Origin of the sequence: Pantoea sp. EKM21T (assembly GCF_011800405.1) — a bacterium.
Lineage (GTDB): Bacteria > Pseudomonadota > Gammaproteobacteria > Enterobacterales > Enterobacteriaceae > Pantoea > Pantoea agglomerans.
This window is the reverse complement of record NZ_JAALFV010000002.1, coordinates 1-19,792: the sequence shown is the minus strand read 5'-3', so window position 1 is coordinate 19,792 and position 19,792 is coordinate 1. Positions and strand designations below refer to the sequence as shown.

Annotated in this window: 18 protein-coding genes and 4 pseudogenes; all 22 read right to left on the bottom strand. The window is 47.3% G+C overall.

Features of this window, described 5'->3' with window-relative positions; all coding sequences use genetic code 11:
* Nucleotides 1–7: 7 nt before the first annotated feature.
* Nucleotides 8–1,768: pseudogene (locus HFD87_RS22905) on the bottom strand (RHS repeat-associated core domain-containing protein); the annotation flags it as partial.
* Between the two features lie 48 nt (nt 1,769–1,816).
* Entirely contained in the window at nt 1,817–2,056 is a 240-nt protein-coding gene (locus tag HFD87_RS03570; RefSeq protein ID WP_167422948.1) for a hypothetical protein, read from the bottom strand.
* Nucleotides 2,057–2,462: 406 nt separating this feature from the next.
* The gene (locus HFD87_RS03565) at nt 2,463–2,708 is read right to left on the bottom strand and encodes a hypothetical protein (protein WP_197980968.1); all 246 of its coding nucleotides are present in this window, start codon (nt 2,706–2,708) and stop codon (nt 2,463–2,465) included.
* On the bottom strand, nt 2,708–3,109 hold the full coding sequence (locus HFD87_RS22900) for a hypothetical protein (protein ID WP_064704466.1): 402 nt from the start codon (nt 3,107–3,109) through the stop codon (nt 2,708–2,710). Before HFD87_RS22900 ends, HFD87_RS03565 begins: the two co-directional genes overlap by 1 nt.
* A gap of 84 nt (nt 3,110–3,193) precedes the next feature.
* Nucleotides 3,194–3,632, bottom strand: a pseudogene (locus tag HFD87_RS22895) (RHS repeat-associated core domain-containing protein); the annotation flags it as partial.
* 89 nt (nt 3,633–3,721) lie between these two features.
* A complete protein-coding gene (locus HFD87_RS03555; protein ID WP_010669933.1) occupies nt 3,722–3,931 on the bottom strand; it encodes a hypothetical protein in 210 nt (69 codons plus the stop codon).
* Between the two features lie 408 nt (nt 3,932–4,339).
* The gene (locus HFD87_RS03550) at nt 4,340–4,612 is read right to left on the bottom strand and encodes a hypothetical protein (protein ID WP_243207457.1); all 273 of its coding nucleotides are present in this window, start codon (nt 4,610–4,612) and stop codon (nt 4,340–4,342) included.
* 100 nt (nt 4,613–4,712) lie between these two features.
* Nucleotides 4,713–4,871, bottom strand: a complete 159-nt coding sequence (locus tag HFD87_RS23135) for a TNT domain-containing protein (protein ID WP_167423088.1) — start codon at nt 4,869–4,871, stop codon at nt 4,713–4,715.
* A 206-nt stretch (nt 4,872–5,077) separates the two neighbouring features.
* Nucleotides 5,078–5,449: a hypothetical protein gene (locus HFD87_RS03540; protein ID WP_089414268.1), complete on the bottom strand. Its 372-nt coding sequence runs from the start codon at nt 5,447–5,449 to the stop codon at nt 5,078–5,080.
* 14 nt (nt 5,450–5,463) lie between these two features.
* A pseudogene (locus tag HFD87_RS22890) lies at nt 5,464–7,131 on the bottom strand (RHS repeat domain-containing protein); the annotation flags it as partial.
* 189 nt (nt 7,132–7,320) lie between these two features.
* Nucleotides 7,321–7,569, bottom strand: a complete 249-nt coding sequence (locus tag HFD87_RS03530; protein WP_089414269.1) for a hypothetical protein — start codon at nt 7,567–7,569, stop codon at nt 7,321–7,323.
* A complete protein-coding gene (locus tag HFD87_RS03525) occupies nt 7,566–7,733 on the bottom strand; it encodes a hypothetical protein (protein WP_167422947.1) in 168 nt (55 codons plus the stop codon). Before HFD87_RS03525 ends, HFD87_RS03530 begins: the two co-directional genes overlap by 4 nt.
* 157 nt (nt 7,734–7,890) lie before the next feature.
* The gene (locus tag HFD87_RS03520) at nt 7,891–8,118 is read right to left on the bottom strand and encodes a hypothetical protein (protein WP_072000452.1); all 228 of its coding nucleotides are present in this window, start codon (nt 8,116–8,118) and stop codon (nt 7,891–7,893) included.
* Between the two features lie 419 nt (nt 8,119–8,537).
* Nucleotides 8,538–8,786 (bottom strand): hypothetical protein, encoded by a 249-nt coding sequence (locus HFD87_RS03515; RefSeq protein ID WP_089414270.1) that lies wholly within the window; start codon nt 8,784–8,786, stop codon nt 8,538–8,540.
* A gap of 376 nt (nt 8,787–9,162) precedes the next feature.
* A pseudogene (locus HFD87_RS03510) lies at nt 9,163–10,244 on the bottom strand (RHS repeat domain-containing protein); the annotation flags it as partial.
* A gap of 71 nt (nt 10,245–10,315) precedes the next feature.
* Nucleotides 10,316–10,675, bottom strand: a complete 360-nt coding sequence (locus tag HFD87_RS03505; protein ID WP_064691217.1) for a hypothetical protein — start codon at nt 10,673–10,675, stop codon at nt 10,316–10,318.
* A complete protein-coding gene (locus HFD87_RS03500; protein WP_167422946.1) occupies nt 10,672–15,126 on the bottom strand; it encodes an RHS repeat-associated core domain-containing protein in 4,455 nt (1,484 codons plus the stop codon). Before HFD87_RS03500 ends, HFD87_RS03505 begins: the two co-directional genes overlap by 4 nt.
* Nucleotides 15,127–15,129: 3 nt before the next feature.
* Nucleotides 15,130–15,570: a DcrB-related protein gene (locus tag HFD87_RS03495; protein ID WP_060680012.1), complete on the bottom strand. Its 441-nt coding sequence runs from the start codon at nt 15,568–15,570 to the stop codon at nt 15,130–15,132.
* A gap of 17 nt (nt 15,571–15,587) precedes the next feature.
* Nucleotides 15,588–16,433, bottom strand: coding sequence for a hypothetical protein (locus tag HFD87_RS03490; RefSeq protein ID WP_060680010.1), 846 nt, complete (start codon nt 16,431–16,433; stop codon nt 15,588–15,590).
* Between the two features lie 222 nt (nt 16,434–16,655).
* The gene (locus HFD87_RS22885; RefSeq protein WP_242462543.1) at nt 16,656–17,372 is read right to left on the bottom strand and encodes a hypothetical protein; all 717 of its coding nucleotides are present in this window, start codon (nt 17,370–17,372) and stop codon (nt 16,656–16,658) included.
* Between the two features lie 594 nt (nt 17,373–17,966).
* Nucleotides 17,967–18,329, bottom strand: a complete 363-nt coding sequence (locus HFD87_RS03480; RefSeq protein WP_060680008.1) for a hypothetical protein — start codon at nt 18,327–18,329, stop codon at nt 17,967–17,969.
* The coding region (tssI, locus tag HFD87_RS03475) for a type VI secretion system tip protein TssI/VgrG (RefSeq protein WP_167422945.1) at nt 18,326–19,792 on the bottom strand (1,467 nt) is incomplete at its 5' end. The genes HFD87_RS03480 and tssI, both read right to left, overlap by 4 nt.

The window sequence follows — 19,792 nt, the reverse complement described above, 5'->3', positions numbered from 1 at the left end:
TAACATTCTAAATATTTCCTACATTAACTTTCAATATGGTATTAACTACGGGATTATCAGTAGTAGACTGGGGATTTATCACCATCTCAGGTGCTCCGCCTGGTAAATGCTGTCCTGGCCCTTTAAAGTAATCATTCCCGCCCAGAGGGCTACGTGGTTCAAGGTCTCTGATACCACTTATTCTTCTAACTTTAAAACCGCCTAATAACGAGTCTTTATAAAGCCCCATGTCCCTTTCAATTACTCTAGCTTTAGCTCTTGTTATTGTAATTTCTTGGGCGTTTCCGGCATCAGGAAAATATTTCATTACACCTTGTTTGTCACTAATGAAAGTACCGTCTCTACCTATAGCAGGATAAGCATCCCAAGATGTGGGGCTTATATTGTAGCCTTCATTAGAGTTTTTTAGCATATCATGCTGGCGTTTACGAGCTTGCTTAACACTACACTTACTCAACCCCCACGGATCCACCCAACCCAGCGCATTTGGGGCATACTGGTAAAGGTTGATCCCGCCCGCCAGCCCTATCGGGTCCTGCTGGGTAAATCGTCCGCTGTCCGGGTCATAATAACGAAACAGATTGTAGTGCAGTCCGGTTGATTCGGCCCCTGCGGTGCCTCACCCCCTTGGGGCCATCACTGAAGCGATGTTCAAATTTGCTTATGCAAATTTGTCCCGGTCCAGGTACTGGCCCTGCATACGCAGGTTCTGCTCCACCACAGGAACACGCTGGCTGGATTCACGCGGCAGTTTGCCCCAAGGACTGTTGATCCCTTCCCAGGCTTTTTGCCCTTCACCGTCAGTCAGCAGCTCCGGCATTCCGTTGGCCGCATTATGGAACAAGTAAATCTCCGGGCTTTCAACACCATCAATACGGGCCAGCGGCTCATAGCTCTTGCTGTCGCTGTAAACGTAGGTCAGCGGAGTGCCGTCGTGGATTTCCTGCAGCACGCGGTAGCCTTCCCAGACGAAGCGCGTCGTGACGGCGTTGCCAGACGGTCTTCCCTGCAACAGCTGCTGGCTGGTTTTACTGATGCGGCGCCCAAGCGGATCGTAGCGGAAACTCACCTTTGTACGCGGCTTGTTACGGTCCCGTGGCTCGCTGATCACATCCGTCAGGCGATGCTCCCCATCATAGCGATATCGCCAGCGGGTATGGCCGTCATCTTTCTCAGTGGTACGGCCATGAATATCGTACTGCCAGCGGATACCGTTCAGCTCGGTAACGCGGTTATGCATGACATGAGCGGCACTATGGCGATCCAGCGGGTTGCCTGCGCTATCCCTGCGCCACTGTTCATTACCCGGCTGCGCACCGTCCTGAGACAACAACCGGCCGGCGTTATCGTAGTTCCATAATGTCTGGCTGAACGGATTATCGTCGCGCTCTTCACGGATCAGATTGTTGCCGTAATCGAAGTCGCGCCGGCGGGACCAGACGCGCGGTGCAGGACGCTGTGAGTCACCCTTAAACACGTCACGGCGGCGCAGTCTGCCTAAGCGATCGTATTCACTGCGCATGGTCAGGCCGCCCTACGTCCGGCTGAGTTCCCGATGCAGCGTGTCACGGGTAAACTCCGTGACCGGCAGGTTGTCTAATGCGATGCTCAGCAGATGGCCGCTACCATAATAAAGCTGCTTCAGGTTGCGGCCATCCGGCAGCGTCAGGGCAGTGCAGTTGCCCAGCGCGTCATACTCCCACGCCAGTTCGCCCTGCTGGCTCCACTCGGTGTCCGACAGCGGCAGATACTGCGATACTTTACTCAGGCCCTGTCACCCTCATCAGGGTAGTGACAGCGATGAGTAAATGAGATTTTATTTATTTAAAATACTGATCAGTTGCAACACCTTTTGATATTCTTCTTCATCAAACTCACCATGAGCCAGATACCCACAAAAATTCCTGTACAAAAGCTCTAAATCAATATTTGAACAATTTTCATTTTTTAAAACATCCAATGCTGACTTGTACAATTCCTTTCCTTGTGATTTATTTTTCCTTTCTACTAAGTCGATCACTTCAATTAAAACTTCAATAGCTTTCTGTATATTCATATTATTGGAAACTCATGTTACCTGTTCTAATTGTCTTAGATTTTGCTAATCCCTTAATACCTATCTGTCCTTGATAGCCTCCACCTTCCAGAACTTCCAATCTATTAGCACTTATTTGCGGAGCAGCAGTACCCTTAGTGCCCCATGTTCCTTTTTGAGGTTTGAAGGTTGTAACCCGGTCTATCTTAACGCCCCATTCTTTTAGGATGGCCAAATCTTTCCTTAGTTCTGCCTCTGAAGTATATTTCTTTTTAGTGACGTAATTGAAATCCCTTCCTAATCTATTGGTTTTACCATGATATTTATAAAAGATTTCATCGCCACTAACCTGTCTATTAATAAATGACGGCGACCTAGGTGGTTTGGCCGTTTAACAAACTATTGCCGGATAGAAAAAGATACATCATCATTGCCATGCATTAAGTAAATTTTTCCAAACTTCCTCTTCTTCAGTAGTAGGTACAGTGTAATCCTGAAACTTTTTCCTGTAATTCATAAAGAATTGATCTATAGCCCTGATTGTGACTGTTTTATGTTCCCGGCACAATTGTAACATTAGCAACATTTCTTTTAAGCTGTCAGGATCTTTAATTTCCTTTTTAAAGAAAATTTCAAGATAATCTAAAACTTCATTATACGAAAAATAATCCATCACTCCTCCGGCAATATGTTTACTTCGTCGAAATGCACCATTCTATTTTCTGCATACATTTGTTCTACTCCACCCTTACCAAATTTTGGGTAGGCGGCGGTGAATGGCTCTAATGGTGCGCCTATTTTATCGCCATACATTCTAGGATGTCTTACTTGTGGCACTCCATTTTCATATAATTGTAAGGTATCAAAATCTCCGCGCAAACGAGCATCACTCCAGGACTTATCTCTGGGATCTAACTTGTTAGTTTTATCAAGACCTTTTATTTGGAAAGCGTCTCTCGCTTCCGAACCTGAATCGAATTTTTTAAAACCAAAGTAAGTCACTGGTGCTACCTTATTATTGATAGTTGGTGTAGCCCAAGCGTTAATACTTCCATCATCATCAAGATACCTCATGTACCTATAACCTGTTGAAGGCATTGTCGCACTTGGCCCTGCTGGCCCAACATAGAAATCCGGTTTATCCTTATTTCCACTACTACACCTACTCAGCCCCCACGGATCCACCCAACCCAGCGCATTCGGGGCATACTGGTAAAGGTTGATCCCGCCCGCCAGCCCTATCGGGTCCTGCTGGGTAAACCGTCCGCTGTCCGGGTCATAATAACGAAACAGATTGTAGTGCAGTCCGGTTGATTCGGCTCCTGCGGTGCCTCACCCCCTTGGGGCCATCGCTGAAGCGATGTTCAAATTTGCTTATGCAAATTTGTCCCGGTCCAGGTGCTGGCCCTGCATACGCAGGTTCTGCTCCACTACAGGAACACGCTGGATGGACTCGCGCAGCAGCTTGCCCCACGGTCTGTTGATACCTTCCCAGTTTTTGCCCTTCACCGTCAGTCAGCAGCTCCGGCATTCCGTTGGCCGCATTTTGGAACCAGTAAATCTCCGGGCTTTCCACACCATCAATACGCGTCACTGGCAGCTTGCATCTATGGCAAATAAAACACTTTATAAAAATATTTTACTGCCTATAAATCAATAAAATTAAAAATAAAACTCATCAAACTACTATGAATGGTTTGTTTTATCTCTAACTTGAGTGCATATTATTACTTCATAAGCATCTTGCTCGCTTAATTTTGCCTTATTAAACTCTTCTACGCTTATCTCACATTTAACATCTTTATTAGTAACACCACCAGCATCATAGTTGATATAATATTTGCCATTTTCTTGAGTAAGAAACATACCATAGGCGCTAAAAATAGCCTTTTCCATCATACAATCCTTACTTTAAATTTTATTGATAACCTCTTTATTCAATAGTGATGAATCTATGACTGCTTCAGCACCTCATCTTGGTTTATACCTATCGGGCACCCGAAAAATCGTTTGACCCAAATCATTTACAGATGGCATACGTAATCCTTTTGAGTTTAGTATGGCGCCTCTGATTAGTAAATTACCTATTCATCGCCAACGGTAGCGCCAGCGGATGTGACCGTCATCTTTCTAAGAGGTACGACCATAAATGTCATATTGCCAGCGGATACCGTTCAGTTCGGTGGTAAGCTTATTTATGCCCCTCGACCTTACTTACCAAGTAAAACCTTCTTGTAATGAAAATACACTAAAAAATATTATTTAAAAATCATACCACCCTAACTAAACCTAAATTTTATAAAATTATTGGTTAAGACTTTCATTATCAAACACACCGATAAGATAAGACTCATAGCGGGCAGGTTGTATTTCCTTATAAGTAAAAACAACTAAAATTTTGTGCAGCCCACTTGAACATTTACTTTCTGAAGCTCTCAATGGACTTTTATTAAATGTAAAATCATTTACACCATCGCCTCCTGACCTCAGCCCTTTAATACTGCAGGCCAAAATCTTTCTTTTCTTTTCATCATACTCATTAAAATCTATTGAATTATATAATCCGAAATAAACCATACCATCACAGCATGGGCAAGAGATTTTAGCTTCATTCTTTAAAAATTCATCTTCTAACCCATCGTGAATTAATATACTTTTTTTTGATAATTAACTATTTTCATATCTTCCTTAAAAAGCCATCTTCGACAAATTTATCAATGCTAAAAAATGTTTCATGTTGAGTTCCATAACCCGGATGTCCAAACCAAAAAATAGCTTGCCCAGTATCAACCGGTAATGGTTTCATTACCTCATATATAGAATAGGGTTTGTTCAGCGTGCTTGATTGTAAAGCCCTACCCTCAAATGAAGATCCTACAGGAAAATAAAGCTATCACCATCATGGAACCCTTTTCATCAATCCAACCGCCATACCGATCAACTAAGCTGCCAGGTTGAAGGGTATCTTTTGCTGATTTTACAAAACCACGGTTAGGAGGCTAAGCTCCCTCACCCATAAATTGCTCTGACGCCACCCAGGCATCAGTATGCAGGTGAAACGCGCAAAAGCAGATTATCTTTATGATTGAACGAAAAATGCCAGTCACTCCACCCGTCAATTTTCTCAGTAAAAACACAAACCACTAAGACTTCTTTTTTTGCATCAATAGCCATGTAATAGAACTGCCCCCCATCAGGAGGTGAAAACGTTGATACAACCTCCCCACACCCGCTAATTATAGATAACCTATGAGGCAACTCTTCTTTTTGGTCAAGAACAAATATTAACTCGCGACTTTCATCAATCATCACCTGATCAATGTCAGATACTGGCAAAGAGAACATTTTTCCTTTAAATTTCCACGTAACAAGAGACTCATCAGCTATGACATTTAAATTATTAATGTTGCTCATTTTAACTCCTTGATTCAATCACCGATGGGCTTTTCATCTACTACTCTCAAATAGTCCATTCTTTCATTGGCGGGCACTAACATTTCCACCTGCGATTTACCACCTTTAAGGTAAGCACCAGCCCCTTTATCAATTTGAGGGCCTACGTCTCCAAAGTTCACCGGTAAGGGTTTTATCACTTCATAAGTAACAACCCTATCAATATCAGGTTTCCATTCATTTTTGACTCCAAGTTCATTTCTTACGAAAGCTTTATTTGGAATCTCATCAAAAGTAGCAAAACCGCCCGGGCGCGTAACAGGCTGGCCAGGAGCCACTGCCATATTCAGTTTAGTACCTGGTAAAATGTCTGCTTTAGCTGGAGGTTCATTCAATGGCCAAGGCGACTGTTCTTTTATCATAGTATGATAAGCCTCTGAAGCATCAGTTGTTTTTTTGAAATTGCCACGATGATGCCGCTGAAACTCATTCCATGTATTTGTCTTTTTACAACTCAGTTCCCACGGATCCACCCAACCCAGCGCATTCGGCGCATACTGGTAGAGGTTGATCCCGCCCGCCAGCCCTATCGGGTCCTGCTGGGTAAACCGTCCGCTGTCCGGATCATAATAACGAAACAGATTGTAGTGCAGTCCGGTTTCCCGGTCCAGGTACTGGCCCTGCATACGCAGGTTCTGCTGAACAACTGGCATCCGCTGGCTGGACTCGCGCAGCAGCTTGCCCCACGGGCTGTTGATACCTTCCCAGGCTTTTTGCCCTGCACCGTCAGTCAGCAGCTCCGGCATCCCGTTGGCCGCATTATGGAACCAGTAAATCTCCGGGCTTTCAACACCATCAATACGAGCCAGCGGCTCATAGCTCTGGCTGTCGCTGTAAACGTAGGTCAGCGGGATCCCGTCGTGGATTTCCTGCAGCAGGCGGTAGCCTTCCCACACAAAGCGCGTCGTGACGGCGTTGCCAGACGGTCTTCCCTGTAACAGCGGCTGGCTGGTTTTACTGATGCGGCGCCCAAGCGGATCGTAGCGGAAACTCACCTTAGTGCGCGGCTTATTGCGGTCCCGCGGCTCGCTGATCACATCCGTCAGGCGATGCTCACCATCGTAACGGTAGCGCCAGCGGGTGTGACCGTCATCTTTCTCAGTGGTACGGCCATGGATATCGTACTGCCAGCGGATACCGTTCAGCTCGGTAACGCGGTTATGCATGACATGAGCGGCACTATGGCGATCCAGCGGGTTGCCTGCGCCATCCCAGCGCCACTGTTCATTACCCGGCTGCGCACCGTCCTGTGACAACAGCCGGCCGGCGTTATCGTAGTTCCATAATGTCTGGCTGAACGCATTATCGTCGCGTTCTTCACGGATCAGGTTGTTGCCGTAATCGAAGTCGCGCCGGCGGGACCAGACGCGCGGTGCAGGTCGCTGTGAGTCACCCTTAAACACGTCACGGCGGCGCAGTCTGCCTAACCGGTCATATTCACTGCGCATGGTCAGGCCGCCCTGCGTCCGGCTGAGTTCCCGATGCAGTGTATCCCGGGTAAATTCCGTGACCGGCAGGTTGTCTAATGCGATGCTCAGCAGATGCCCGCTACCGTAATAAAGTTGCTTCAGGTTGCGGCCATCCGGCAGCGTCAGGGCAGTGCAGTTGCCCAGCGCGTCATACTTCCACACCAGTTCGCCCTGCCAAATCTGTTAGGTATCAGGCAAGGGCAAATGCTAAGACACTTTACTCAGCTATCCCCGACAGCTGTAGTAGCTGTTTATTCCATGTACTCTTAATACCTTTTCAAGCTTTTTGCCTTTCTAAAATTCATCATATCATCCACCTTAAAATCGATGCATAATTTAAATCAAATTGAATCAATTCAATTATCACTGCCAAACATTAAATAACTGCTTCCAGATTTCCATCTCCTCATCTGTAGGGAGACTATAATCACCCGTAACTTTACGATAATTCATGAAGCAAACATCTATAGCCCGTATTGAAACCGTTTTATTTTTACGACTTCCATCAATGATAACTTTCATCTCTTTGCGATACGCTTCATCGTTAATCATTTTTTGGAAGAATGTTTCAAGAAAATCTAAAACTTCATTGAAGGAAAATAAATCTATCATTCTCTCTCCGGTAAAATATCGACTTTATCGAAATTTATTATCCTATTATCAGCATACATCTGTTGGACATTTCCCGCACCATATTCTGGATACGCTTTGGTGAATGGTTCAAAAGGAGCTCCATCTCTATCACCAAACATTCGCGGATGAAGCACTTGTGGCATGCCATTTTCGTAAAGTCGTAATGTCTCAAATTCACCTTTGAGGCGGGCATCACTTCATGATTTATCTAAAGGACTAAAATAAATCACTCACCATTGCAATTTACTTATATTTTTTACAGAAGGAATGATACTTAAGCATTTTAAAAATTTTCAACAATCAAAATTGAGGCCGTCCCCGTCCTTCTCTGGATTGGGTAGCAATAATAACTTCATAAGCATCACTTTCACTTTTTTGAGCCTTCATTGCTTCATCAAAAGTTATTTTTGATTCTTTTTCAAACGTAGCCACGGTACCATCGTCATATCGAATATAGTAACCATCGTTTTTCTTTAATATATCGACACCATAACCTGTAAAAATCAAATCACTTTTAGTAAATCTCATAGGAATACACTTAAACGTCGGTTAAAAAATTGCATCACTAAGAGGCACTTGATCAATAAATTCTTCAATCACCCTGCCGGATTTTTTCTACCATATAAATAATGCTCATCAACTCATGCATTCCTCAAAATGACATCATATATCCAAGAGGTGCGAGTAAGTAATTTCTTATTGGTCACATCCCTGAACTACCGAAATTCAATCCCAGCAAAGGCTCTAAAATTGCCTCATCATCGAAATAATTTTGAGGATAAATGCCATTATTTTACTATTTTTCAGGTTTTATACATTACATCAATTATAACAGCCTTACATCTTAGCGCATAGAAACTGTAGTTAACTTCGCCCACCAGCGCAAATATTCCAATAAGGGTGAAGTTTAGGCTAAACTGGGCAAGCAATAATAGATTTATATCGAATTATTGCCAGCAATCTAAAAGATCTCTCCAAAGATTTTTTTCTTCCTCCATAGTGGCTACGTTATACTCATTATATTTCTTTACATATTCTAAAAAAAGTATCTGCATGGGTCTGATAGTTACAGTTTTTTGTCTTCTAGCCCCCTCGATCAACTCTCTCAGCTCACGTAAATAAATCTCATCTTTAACCCTTAATGTAAAATATTCATTAAGATAGTCTAAAACTTCATTATAAGAATCAAGGTTCATTTTTGCCCTCTGGAAGAATTTTAATCTCATCAAATATTACTGTTTTTTGTCAGCAATAAGTTGTTGAACCCCACGCTTTCCATATTCTGGGTAAGCTTCGGTAAATGGTTCAAGAGGAGCCCCCTCTTTATTACCAAACATTCTAGGAACTTTAGCCTGAGGTACACCATTTTTGTAAAGTATCAAATGTGCTTCTTAATCTGCCATCACTCCATGAAACATCTAAAGGGTTGTTCGGATCAAGACCTTTAATTTGAAAAGCATCACGAGTAGCGCCTCCACTTTCGAATTTTTTGAAACCAAAATAGGTAATTGGCGCAGATTTAGTATTAAGGGTTGATTCTAAAAATTTGTCTGGTGTCCCACCATCATTTAATTACCTCATGTACCTATAACCTGTTGAAGGCATTGTCGCACTTGGCCCTGCTGGCCCAACATAGAAATCCGGTTTATCCTTATTTCCACTACTACACCGACTCAACCCCCACGGATCCACCCAACCCAGCGCATTCGGCGCATACTGGTAAAGGTTAATCCCGCCCGCCAGCCCTATCGGGTCCTGCTGGGTAAACCGTCCGCTGTCCGGATCATAATAACGAAACAGATTGTAGTGCAGTCCGGTTTATTCGGCCCCTGCGGTGCCTCACCCCCTTGGGGCCATCGCTGAAGCGATGTTCAAATTTGCTTATGCAAATTTGTCCCGTCCAGGTACTGGCCCTGCATACGCAGGTTCTGCTGAACGACCGGCATCCGCTGGTTGGACTCGCGCAGCAGCTTGCCCCACGGGCTGTTGATACCTTCCCAGGCTCTTTGCCCTTCACCGTCAGTCAGCAGTTCCGGCATTCCGTTGGCCGCATTATGGAACCAGTAAATCTCCGGGCTTTCCACGCCATCAATACGGGCCAGCGGCTCATAGCTCTGACTGTCGCTGTAAACGTAGGTCAGCGGGATCCCGTCGTGGATTTCCTGCAGCAGGCGGTAGCCTTCCCACCCAAAGCGCGTCGTAACGGCGTTGCCAGACGGCCTGCCCTGCAACAACTGCTGGCTGGTTTTACTGATGCGGCACCCAAGCGGATCGTAGCGGAAACTCACCTTAGTACGCGGCCTATTACGGTCCCGCGGCTCGCTGATGACGTCTGTCAGGCGATGCTCACCATCGTAACGGTAGCGCCAGCGGGTGTGCCCGTCATCTTTCTCAGTGGTTCGGCCATGAATATCGTACTGCCAGCGGATACCGTTCAGTCCGGTAACGCGGTTATGCATGACATGAGCGGCACTATGGCGATCCAGCGGGTTGCCTGCGCCATCCCAGCGCCACTGTTCATTACCCGGCTGCGCACCGTTCTGAGACAACAGCCGCCCGGCGTTATCGTAGTTCCATAATGTCTGGCTGAACGGATTATCGTCGCGCTCTTCACGGATCAGGTTGTTGCCGTAATCGAAGTTAGATCGGCAAGAATCACGTATAGTCTCTAAAGAATCAATGTAATTAACTAAAAGGTTCTTTAGTTAAAATGAAAATAAAGAAATTAATCCTTTAGAAAAAGACCAATCAAATGAGAAGAATATCTAGAAGGTTGAATTTCCGAAAATGTAAAAAACACTACTACCTTATGATTTTCAAAATCACATTCCGTCTCAAAAAAGCTGATAGCTTCTCCATCATAATGATAACGACCCGAATCTTTAACTTTCTCTTTTACTCCTTTTATTTTTTTTGAGTAAGTTTTCTTAAAATCTAACTCTTCTGAATTGAAACTTCTTGAACCATATACCGAAAAGACTATTTTTCCAGAACAGCATGGACATTCAAAAAAATTCTTTTTATGGATAAAGTCAGTTTCATTACCATCATGTAACAAAACTTTATTTTGAATGAAATTTTTCATAACTTTCTCAAGACTCCATCTTTAATAAGATCTTCAATATAATCAGCTGTTTCGTATTGTTTGTTCATTCCTGGTTTCCCAAACCAAGGAATTGCCGGACCTGAATCAACTTCATAAGGTTTTAATACCTCATAGGTGGATAGTGGCTTTGTTAAAGTATAATCCGGAAGCGCCCTTCCCTCAAACGAAGCTCCGGCCGGAGAAAGAAATGTTCCAGGATCTCTGAAAACACCATCTTCAATCCATCCACCATAACGATCTACGTATTCTCCGGGTTGAAGGGTTTCTTTCACTGAAGTAACAAAACCGCGGTTAGGAGGCCAAGCACCTTCACCCATAAATTGTTCTAACGCTGCCCAGTCTTGTTTTTTCCATAAAGCATATGCTTTGGATGCTTGTTTCCTTGAAGTGAATTGTTTTTTATTCGACTTTTTCTGGAAATCATTCCATTCGTTTTTACACCTACTCAACCCCCACGGATCCACCCACCCCAGCGCGTTCGGCGCATACTGGTAGAGATTGATCCCGCCCGCCAGCCCTATCGGGTCCTGCTGGGTAAACCGTCCGCTGTCCGGGTCATAATAACGAAACAGATTGTAGTGCAGTCCGGTTTCCCGGTCCAGGTACTGGCCCTGCATACGCAGGTTCTGCTCCACCACAGGAACACGCTGGCTGGACTCGCGCAGCAGCTTGCCCCACGGGCTGTTGATACCTTCCCAGGCTTTTTGCCCTTCACCGTCAGTCAGCAGCTCCGGCATTCCGTTGGCCGCATTATGGAACCAGTAAATCTCCGGGCTTTCAACACCATCAATACGGGCCAGCGGCTCATAGCTCTGAATGTCGCTGTAAACGTAGGTCAGCGGGATCCCGTCGTGGATTTCCTGCAGCAGGCGGTAGCCTTCCCACACAAAGCGCGTCGTGACGGCGTTCCCCGACGGTCTTCCCTGCAACAGCTGCTGGCTGGTTTTACTGATGCGGCGCCCAAGCGGATCGTAGCGGAAACTCACCTTAGTGCGCGGCTTATTACGGTCCCGTGGCTCGCTGATGACGTCCGTCAGGCGATGCTCACCATCGTAGCGATAACGCCAGCGGGTGTGCCCGTCATCTTTCTCAGTGGTACGGCCATGAATGTCATATTGCCAGCGGATACCGTTCAGTTCGGTGACACGGTTGTGCAGGACATGTGCGGCAGTATGGCGATCCAGCGGGTTGCCTGCGCTATCCCAGCGCCACTGTTCATTACCCGGCTGCGCACCGTCCTGAGACAACAGCCGCCCGGCGTTATCGTAGTTCCATAATGTCTGGCTGAACGGATTATCATCACGCTCTTCACGGATCAGGTTATTGCCGTAATCGAAGTCGCGCCGGCGGGACCAGACGCGCGGTGCAGGACGCTGTGAGTCACCCTTAAACACGTCACGGCGGCGCAGTCTGCCTAAGCGATCATACTCACTGCGCATGGTCAGGCCGCCCTGCGTCCGGCTCAGCTCCCGATGCAGCGTGTCACGGGTAAATTCCGTAACCGGCAGGTTGTCTAATGCAATGCTCAGCAGATGCCCGCTACCGTAATAAAGCTGCTTCAGGTTGCGGCCATCCGGCAGCGTCAGGGCAGTACAGTTACCCAGCGCGTCATACTCCCACGCCAGTTCGCCCTGCTCCCCCTGCTCAGCAACGATGCGGCCCAGCGCATCATACTTAAAGGTAATCTCCTGCTCGGCCTGCTGGCTCCACTCGGTGTCAGACAGCGGCAGATGCTGCGACACTTTACTCAGTTGTCCCCCACCGCTGTAGTGATAGCGCGTCTGGCCTTCCGGCGTGGTCCGCGCCAGCAGTTGCCCCGCACGGCTCCAGTGATAGCGATGGGTAATGGACTGAGGATGCCCGGCGGCAAAGGTGCGTAATACCGTGCGGCCCGCCGCATCATAGTCATATCGCGTGGCAACACCATCCAGCCCGACCTGGGCCAGCAACAGAGAATCTGCGCCCCACTCGAACTGATACTGCTCGCCGTTCTCGTTTTGCAGCGCCGTCAACCGGCCACGGCTGTCCCAGCTTCGCTGAACCGTCTCACCCTGTGCATTACGGTTGGCGATCAATCGCCCGACATTGTCGTAACGGAATTCACTGCGCTTGCCATCAGCCGATTCATAGGCCAGCGGCAGTCCGTTTTCACTCCAGTGCAACCGCTCTTCCCATCCTTCTGCGCGTTCCAGCTGAAGAGGACGGCCTGCTGCATCATAGTGATAACGGGTTTCTTCACCATCCGGCGCGATGACACAGCTGAGCCAGCCCAGGGGATGATAACGGTAGCGCGTGGTCAGCCCTGAACAGTCGGTTTCACGAATAACCTGGCCGGCATCGTTAAACTCACGGCGGTAGCTGTTACCTGCTGCGTTAGTCTCTTCGACAACCAGTCCGAACTCATCCCGCTGATAGAGCGTGTTTTGCCCGAGCGCATCAACAACGCGCTCAAGGCCGTGATGGGGATCGTAATAGTATTTCGTTGTGGAACCGTCTGCTCCGGCAACAACCGTGGGCAGCGAACGGTGTGACAGCCATTGCACCGCCTGCACACCACCGTCAGCATCCTTCTCTTCAACACGGTTGCCCAGATCGTCATAGGTGAAGCTCACCGCGTTGCCCAGCGGATCGATGCGACGCGTCAGGAGTTCGTTTTCATCCCACTCATAACGCCACTTCTCGCCGCGCTCGTCGATAAAACAGGTGATGAGGCCCGCAGCATTCCAGTGGTGTTCGCGCTGCTGACCGTCATAGGTCGACACGCGCGTGATGCCCGCCTCAAGATCGTAATGCATGTGGCAGCCATCACCGCTGTTGGTGCGGTTCTCAACCACGCGCCAGTGATCCAGCTTCTGCCAGCGATATTCACTCTCCATCCCGCCCGGCAGTTGGTGCCAGACCATCAATCCATCGTCGTTGTAACGGAAGCGTCGTGAGACAACGCCTGCGGCATCAGTAACGCTGGCAAGCTGGCCCCGATCATTGTAGGTCCAGCGCGCTAATGGCCAGTGCTGATCGCCATCAAAATGGCTGGCCGATGTCGGACGCCGCGCGTGCTGTTTGTCGTCGTAGTGCAGCGTGACGTCAATCGCCAGCGGCGCGTCATGGATACGTACCAGGCGGGCCTGTTCATCCCAGCCCATCTCCAGCGCATTACCGTACTCGTCGCTCAGTGAAGCCAGGTGCAGCACCTGCGGATCAGCGGCCGTGCGCCTGTAAAGACGCCATACCGCACCGTCATCATCGGCAATGGCGATATCGCCAGACTCGTTGCGGCGCACCATCAGCCCTTCGCTGATGCTGTAAAGCACCTCTTTGTCACCGGGAACGTCAAAGCTCAGCTCGCGCCCGTTGTCATCAAACCAGGTCGCCCGATTCCCTTCCAGCGTCAGGTAGCTGTCAAACACCGTGGCCCAGCCCTGACTAAACAGGCCAGCGCGCTGGGTCAGACTGTTATAGCTGCGCTGAAAACTGAGCGGGAAACGTCCGGGGAGGGAAAAATCACGCTCGGCATCATCATTAAGGACTTTGACGCCGGTCGCCGCATGAACCGGAAACAGCGACGAGAAGGCCGCATTGATAGCCATGTCCGCCGCCATACCGCCCACGGCACCGGCCAGCGCGCAGGGCATGTTTTTGATGATCTGACTGGGGCGACCACGGATGAGGGAAAGGCCGATCATCATCACGGCCAGACCTGGCACCTTGCCACTTTTGATCTCTCTGACCGTGACGGTTTCACCACCAATGATGACATTGGGGGAAACATCGTCGCTCACGGTGGCGTCACAGGTGGTTTTATCCTTTGCGCGCACTGCAGGCTGGCCATTGATAAAGACGCTTTTCGATCCCTGAGCCAGATATTGCGGTGCACTGTGTTTTTCACAGGCCACTTTGTCCTGCTCCAGCGGAGAGGTGCCCGCATCGGCGGAGGCTACCGTGGGCTGCCACATTGCACTGCCAAACTGGCCGACCGCAGAGAGCAACATGCCGCCATAGTCCGCGAAGCTCTGCGGCGATTGCGGTTCCGGTGGCGGTGTCTCGCCAGGCGTGAGCATCCCGGCCGCGCGTGCGGCTAAAAGACCATTAACGTAGACATTCACTGATCCACTGGCGATTACTCCGGCAGGTGACGGCGGGAATATCATGTTTCCCAGCCCATCGGCCGCTTTGCTGATCTCTTGTGACAGACCAACGGCATTGGCCAGTACACCACCCAGAATACCGCTGAGCAGGCAACTGTTACCCACGGCTGCCACACTCGCCGCTGCCGCCCCTGTACCCAGCAGGGGCGCTGCCGAGACGATAGCAGCACCCACTGCGGCACCAATGACGGCATAGGCCGCACCTTCCGCAACAATGCTCGTGATATCAGCGAAAATGCTGGAGTGAATGATCTCGTCGCCCACGCGGGCAGCAGGGTTATCCATAGGTTATGCTTTCCGTGGATTGTTCAGACTCAGGCTTTGTTTAAATGCACTCCAGCGCTGTCCGTCTTCTTCATTGAATGGACGCATGGCTGAGAGCGTAAATATCATTAAGATGTTGGTATCAGGGACCTGTGTAGCCAGCTGTTTCTGCCACACGGCCTGCCCGTTACGGTCAAATACGGTTTCAACTTCAACCGCGTGTAATGTGTTATCCACACCTGCCATCACGCGAACAAATTCAGTCTGCTGGATATGGCCCATCTGACTCCGCAATGTGTCCCACTGACGCTGGAATTCTTTTTCCGCATCACTGCCCTCAGAAATAACGCCACGGCTCACAACCCAGGCCAGCCCACTGGCTTCGTCGCGGAGAATATTCATGGTGGTGTCCTGCCAGGCAGCAGGAAAAAGCGCAAAGGCGCCCTCATTGAATTGGTAATGCATATTGGGTATCCGTTTTATTAATTGTTTGTGGCGGGTGGAATAAGGTTATGGTATTCGCCATCAACGTTATCGGCATTAGTGAGTATCTGTGTATTATCACGCGCAACTTTAATGTCGAAAAGTCGATGCGTAATATCAGGATCGCCACCGCAACTGGCGTCGTGATTATCTTCACGAACCGTAATAACAAAGAAACTTTCATCACTGCTGTCGTCAAGATCGTATCGCAGGCATTTCTCATCGAGGGTGGTCAGTTGCCAGGTATGAATTGCTTCGGTTGCAGCGCTGATAGCCTGGTCAGCGCTGATTTCGCTTTGCTCTGCACCCATGTCTGTTTTCAACATGATGCAACTGACTTTTCCCTGATCAATCTGAAACATCAACTGTTTCCCGCCAGACGGGTAGACAAGCCAGTGCTGATTATCACTGTTATCTTCTTTTCCGGGTCCATAGGCTTGCTGAACCTGTTCCAGGCTATCGCCTACCTTTATATTTCGGGACGTCGGCACTTTGGCATTTTCCAGAAGGATCTCAGCCAGAACCGTGTGGCTGGCATCTCCAACCGCCGCCGCGCTGAACAACTCAAAGCCGTCATAGCTATGCTGGAAGTAGTTGTACTGCTGGTTATTGATAGCCACTTCTCCGGCCAGAACTGAACTCAGAGCCTTACCAGCCCGTACGAAGCTTTCATTGCTCCATGTGTCTCCGGGAGTGAAAGCATAGTCGTTTAGCAGAACGGAAAAATCGCCCTCGTTAAGGGCAGGAACGGTCGATTCCGTGCTGGATTCGGCCCTGGCAATGCAGGATAAAACCATGAGGACAGGCACAAATACAATGCTGGCGAAATAACGGTTTACAATCATTGTGTTTTTATCGGGGGTTGACAATAGAAAAATAGAAGGGTATTTAATCACTAAGAGCAACGTAATTAAAATCTTTTAAATTAAAGAAATTACTCACACTTCAAAATTATGTGGGGTGGAGAGTACATATCACCACCCTAATAAAACCCATAACACTATTATAATGTCATTCTTATTACTTGAAATACAGTAAAAATCTCACTTGAGTGATAATGAAAATTATCATTCCCACTTGCCACCTTGCTTAACAAGCGTTTTATTACCCTGTACCACCTTCAATTCAAGCGGATTAAAGCTCACAACATAATCTACACCGCTATTATTGAAAATCATCCCTTCAGCTTTATTTGAGTTTACAGGCTGCGTAGTTTTACCTTCAAGAGTAATTTGTTTTCCATCTTTATTTCTGAGGCCTATGTATTTAACCTTATCACACACAGTATAAAAACCCCCACAGCTATTCAATAAAGTAATCGTGAAATCAGATGTAGACAAAACCTTCATATCTGATTTTAAATCTCCTTCACTAACATCTTTGTCAAGATTATAAGTTTTTGGCGCATAAAAACCCCCATTCTCAGGGTCTTTGATTAACTTCCATAAAACTTTATTATCTTTAAGTTCTAAATTTGCTTTACCCTTCACTCCGCCAAATGAAGAATCAAATTCAATCAAAGCATTTTTACCGTTTGCCGTACCTTTGAGATTGCTGTCATTATCATCAGGGCAATCTATTTTATTTCCGCCCCTTGTCACATAACAATAACTACCCGTTATGTTATTATTATTCTGTTTTAATTTTAATGTTAGAGTGGAATATAGTAATCCATTATCATTTTTCTCTTGCCCACTCCACTGACCAGTAAAATTATCAGAAGCAAACAAGGATAATGAAGAAATTGACAACAAAACCGCTAAGCTAAATCCAACTTTATTCATTTGATTAACCTTTAAAATCCAGACAATCATTAACCCTATTAATCCAGCCGTTAAGATTGGGTTGGTTTAGAACTACAGCGCCTGGCTGATTGGGTTTTCATCAAAATTTATAGAGATAGCATGGGTGTCGATGGATATTATTCCAATAAATAGCTATCAATATCACGCTGCTCATTTTTGCCAGAATAGGTTCGCAGTTTAGATTTAAAAATCATCATTTTTGTTCTGGCATCACTTATAATTGATGTCACTGAAATGCATATCGCCAATAAATTGTTCATTTATGTGCGCGCCCGTTTTTTTTGAGCTTCATCGCTCCATATATCACTTAGTGAAAAGGATTTTTATATTTAAAATACAATAAGATGCCTTTAGTTTAACACCAGAAAGTCCGCCACTACACCATGAGAATAAATGGATGAAATAACAAGACTAAATTATAACTATTAAAAATATGACATATTTATGTCAATGCTCATTAAATTAATTATTAGAAAAACCAAGGGTGACATTACAAAATAATAATGCAATATCACCACAAAACTTCATGTAATCGGCAATGACGCTAACCATCACTTCTTAAAAAGAAAGTAACTATTTTTTCGCATCATAATCTGGTGCTATACCAGTGTGTGTTTCTACTAACCTGTCTTTTTTAACCCACCCATCAACCTGGTTTCCATCATTAGTTACATACATCACACTATAATATTTTCCGTATTCAACGTAAGCATATAATTGATTGCCGGGGACAACAAAAACTTCTTTTTCTAAGCATTTTTCATTTGGGGCAGAATAGAAATACAACCTACCTTCACCGCCGACTTTGTATACATTATCTGTATTGTCGAAACTCACGCCTTTAATGTTAGCCTCACTACTTAAATTCTTGCAGAAATCATTGGCGGAGGCCATTAGTGGTAATGAAAGCACTAATGCACATAAAATTTTAATCATAGTAATCCTCTCCCTTTCATCACGGAAATCAAACTGTTGGCATAGTTAGGATCGGTTGCATACCCTTTAGCCTGTAAACCTTTAGCCCATTCTACCGGGTCAGATGAGTTGAACAAACTACTATACCTTTGATTTTTAATCAAAAACTGGGAGTGCTGCTCAATGCTCTCGTCAATTGAATCATAACTGGCAAATTTATCCAGTACTGCAACACGTTTTCCGTTGATATTCTCATGTGTCCAGTCTTCCACATAATTCGGTGAGCCATGTGCCTTGACCCCAAAAATGTTGTTACTCACCTTGTCAGTTTTGATATCAGTGGGCATTTTTTTACCCCAGTTAGATTCTAGAATTGCCTGAGCCGTGGTGATTTTAGCCGGAACGCCGGTTTTCTTTTCATCTTCCTGAGCAGCAGCATACACTTTATCGAAGAATGCTTGTTTTTCGGGAGGTAAAGGACGTACTTTTCGAACCTGGTTATTGGCTAACGGCGCAGCCGCCCCTTTCGCCGGTGCCGCCGCAGCTTTTGGCGCAGCCGGAGCCGCCTGTCCTTTCTGTTTTGGCGGGAAAAGATTCTCTACGGCCTGGCTGATATTCTGTTTATGACTGGAGCCCGGTGCGCTTGTGCCCGGCTTCGCGCCATCCGTGTTCAGGTTCAGTTTGCCGCCAGAGGTGGTGATATGGCCATCGCCCTGCACGAAAATATTGAACCCCTTGCCCACAATATTAATCTGGCCGTTCGCATTCAGTTCGATAGCACTCTCTCCGCATTCAAGGCGAAGTTTAGTCCCCGAACCCACTACATAGGTATCGACCACCACATCGAGTTTGCCTTTACCGGTCAGCCGCTCTTCGCCCCCTTTTACACCGTGGACACGGTTGGTTTCGACACGGTAGAGCTCATTGCCGCCCGCATAATGGCTGTGATTGTTGGCGACTGAATGGCTGGCGTCGTTTTTAACATGGGTATCCATGTTCTTCTGCGCCTGAATCCACAGGTGTTCCTCACCCGACTTATCCTCAAACCTCAGCGCGTTCGCGGTGTCCGCCGTGCCATCCTTCGACCGGCTCAAAAACCCCATCTGCGTCGCCGCTGCCGGTAACGCCCACGGCGGCATGCTTGCCTCGTTGTAAACCCGGCCGATGATCAGCGGACGATCCGGATCGCCGTTGATGAAGTCCACCACCACTTCGTCGTTCACTCGCGGGATCTGCACCCCGCCAAATCCCTGGCCGGCCCAGGCGCTGGAGACGCGCACCCAGCAGGAGCTGGTGTCATCGCCCTTCGCCAGCCGGTCCCAGTGAAACTTCACCTTCACCCGCCCATAGCGGTCGGTCCAGATCGACTCGCCTTTGGGTCCCACCACCTTCGCCGTCTGCGGGCCGTGCGTTTTCGGCCACGCCGTTTCCGGCGGCGTGCGGTAGGTCACTGACGACGGCAGCACCGTGAAGTGGATGTTGTG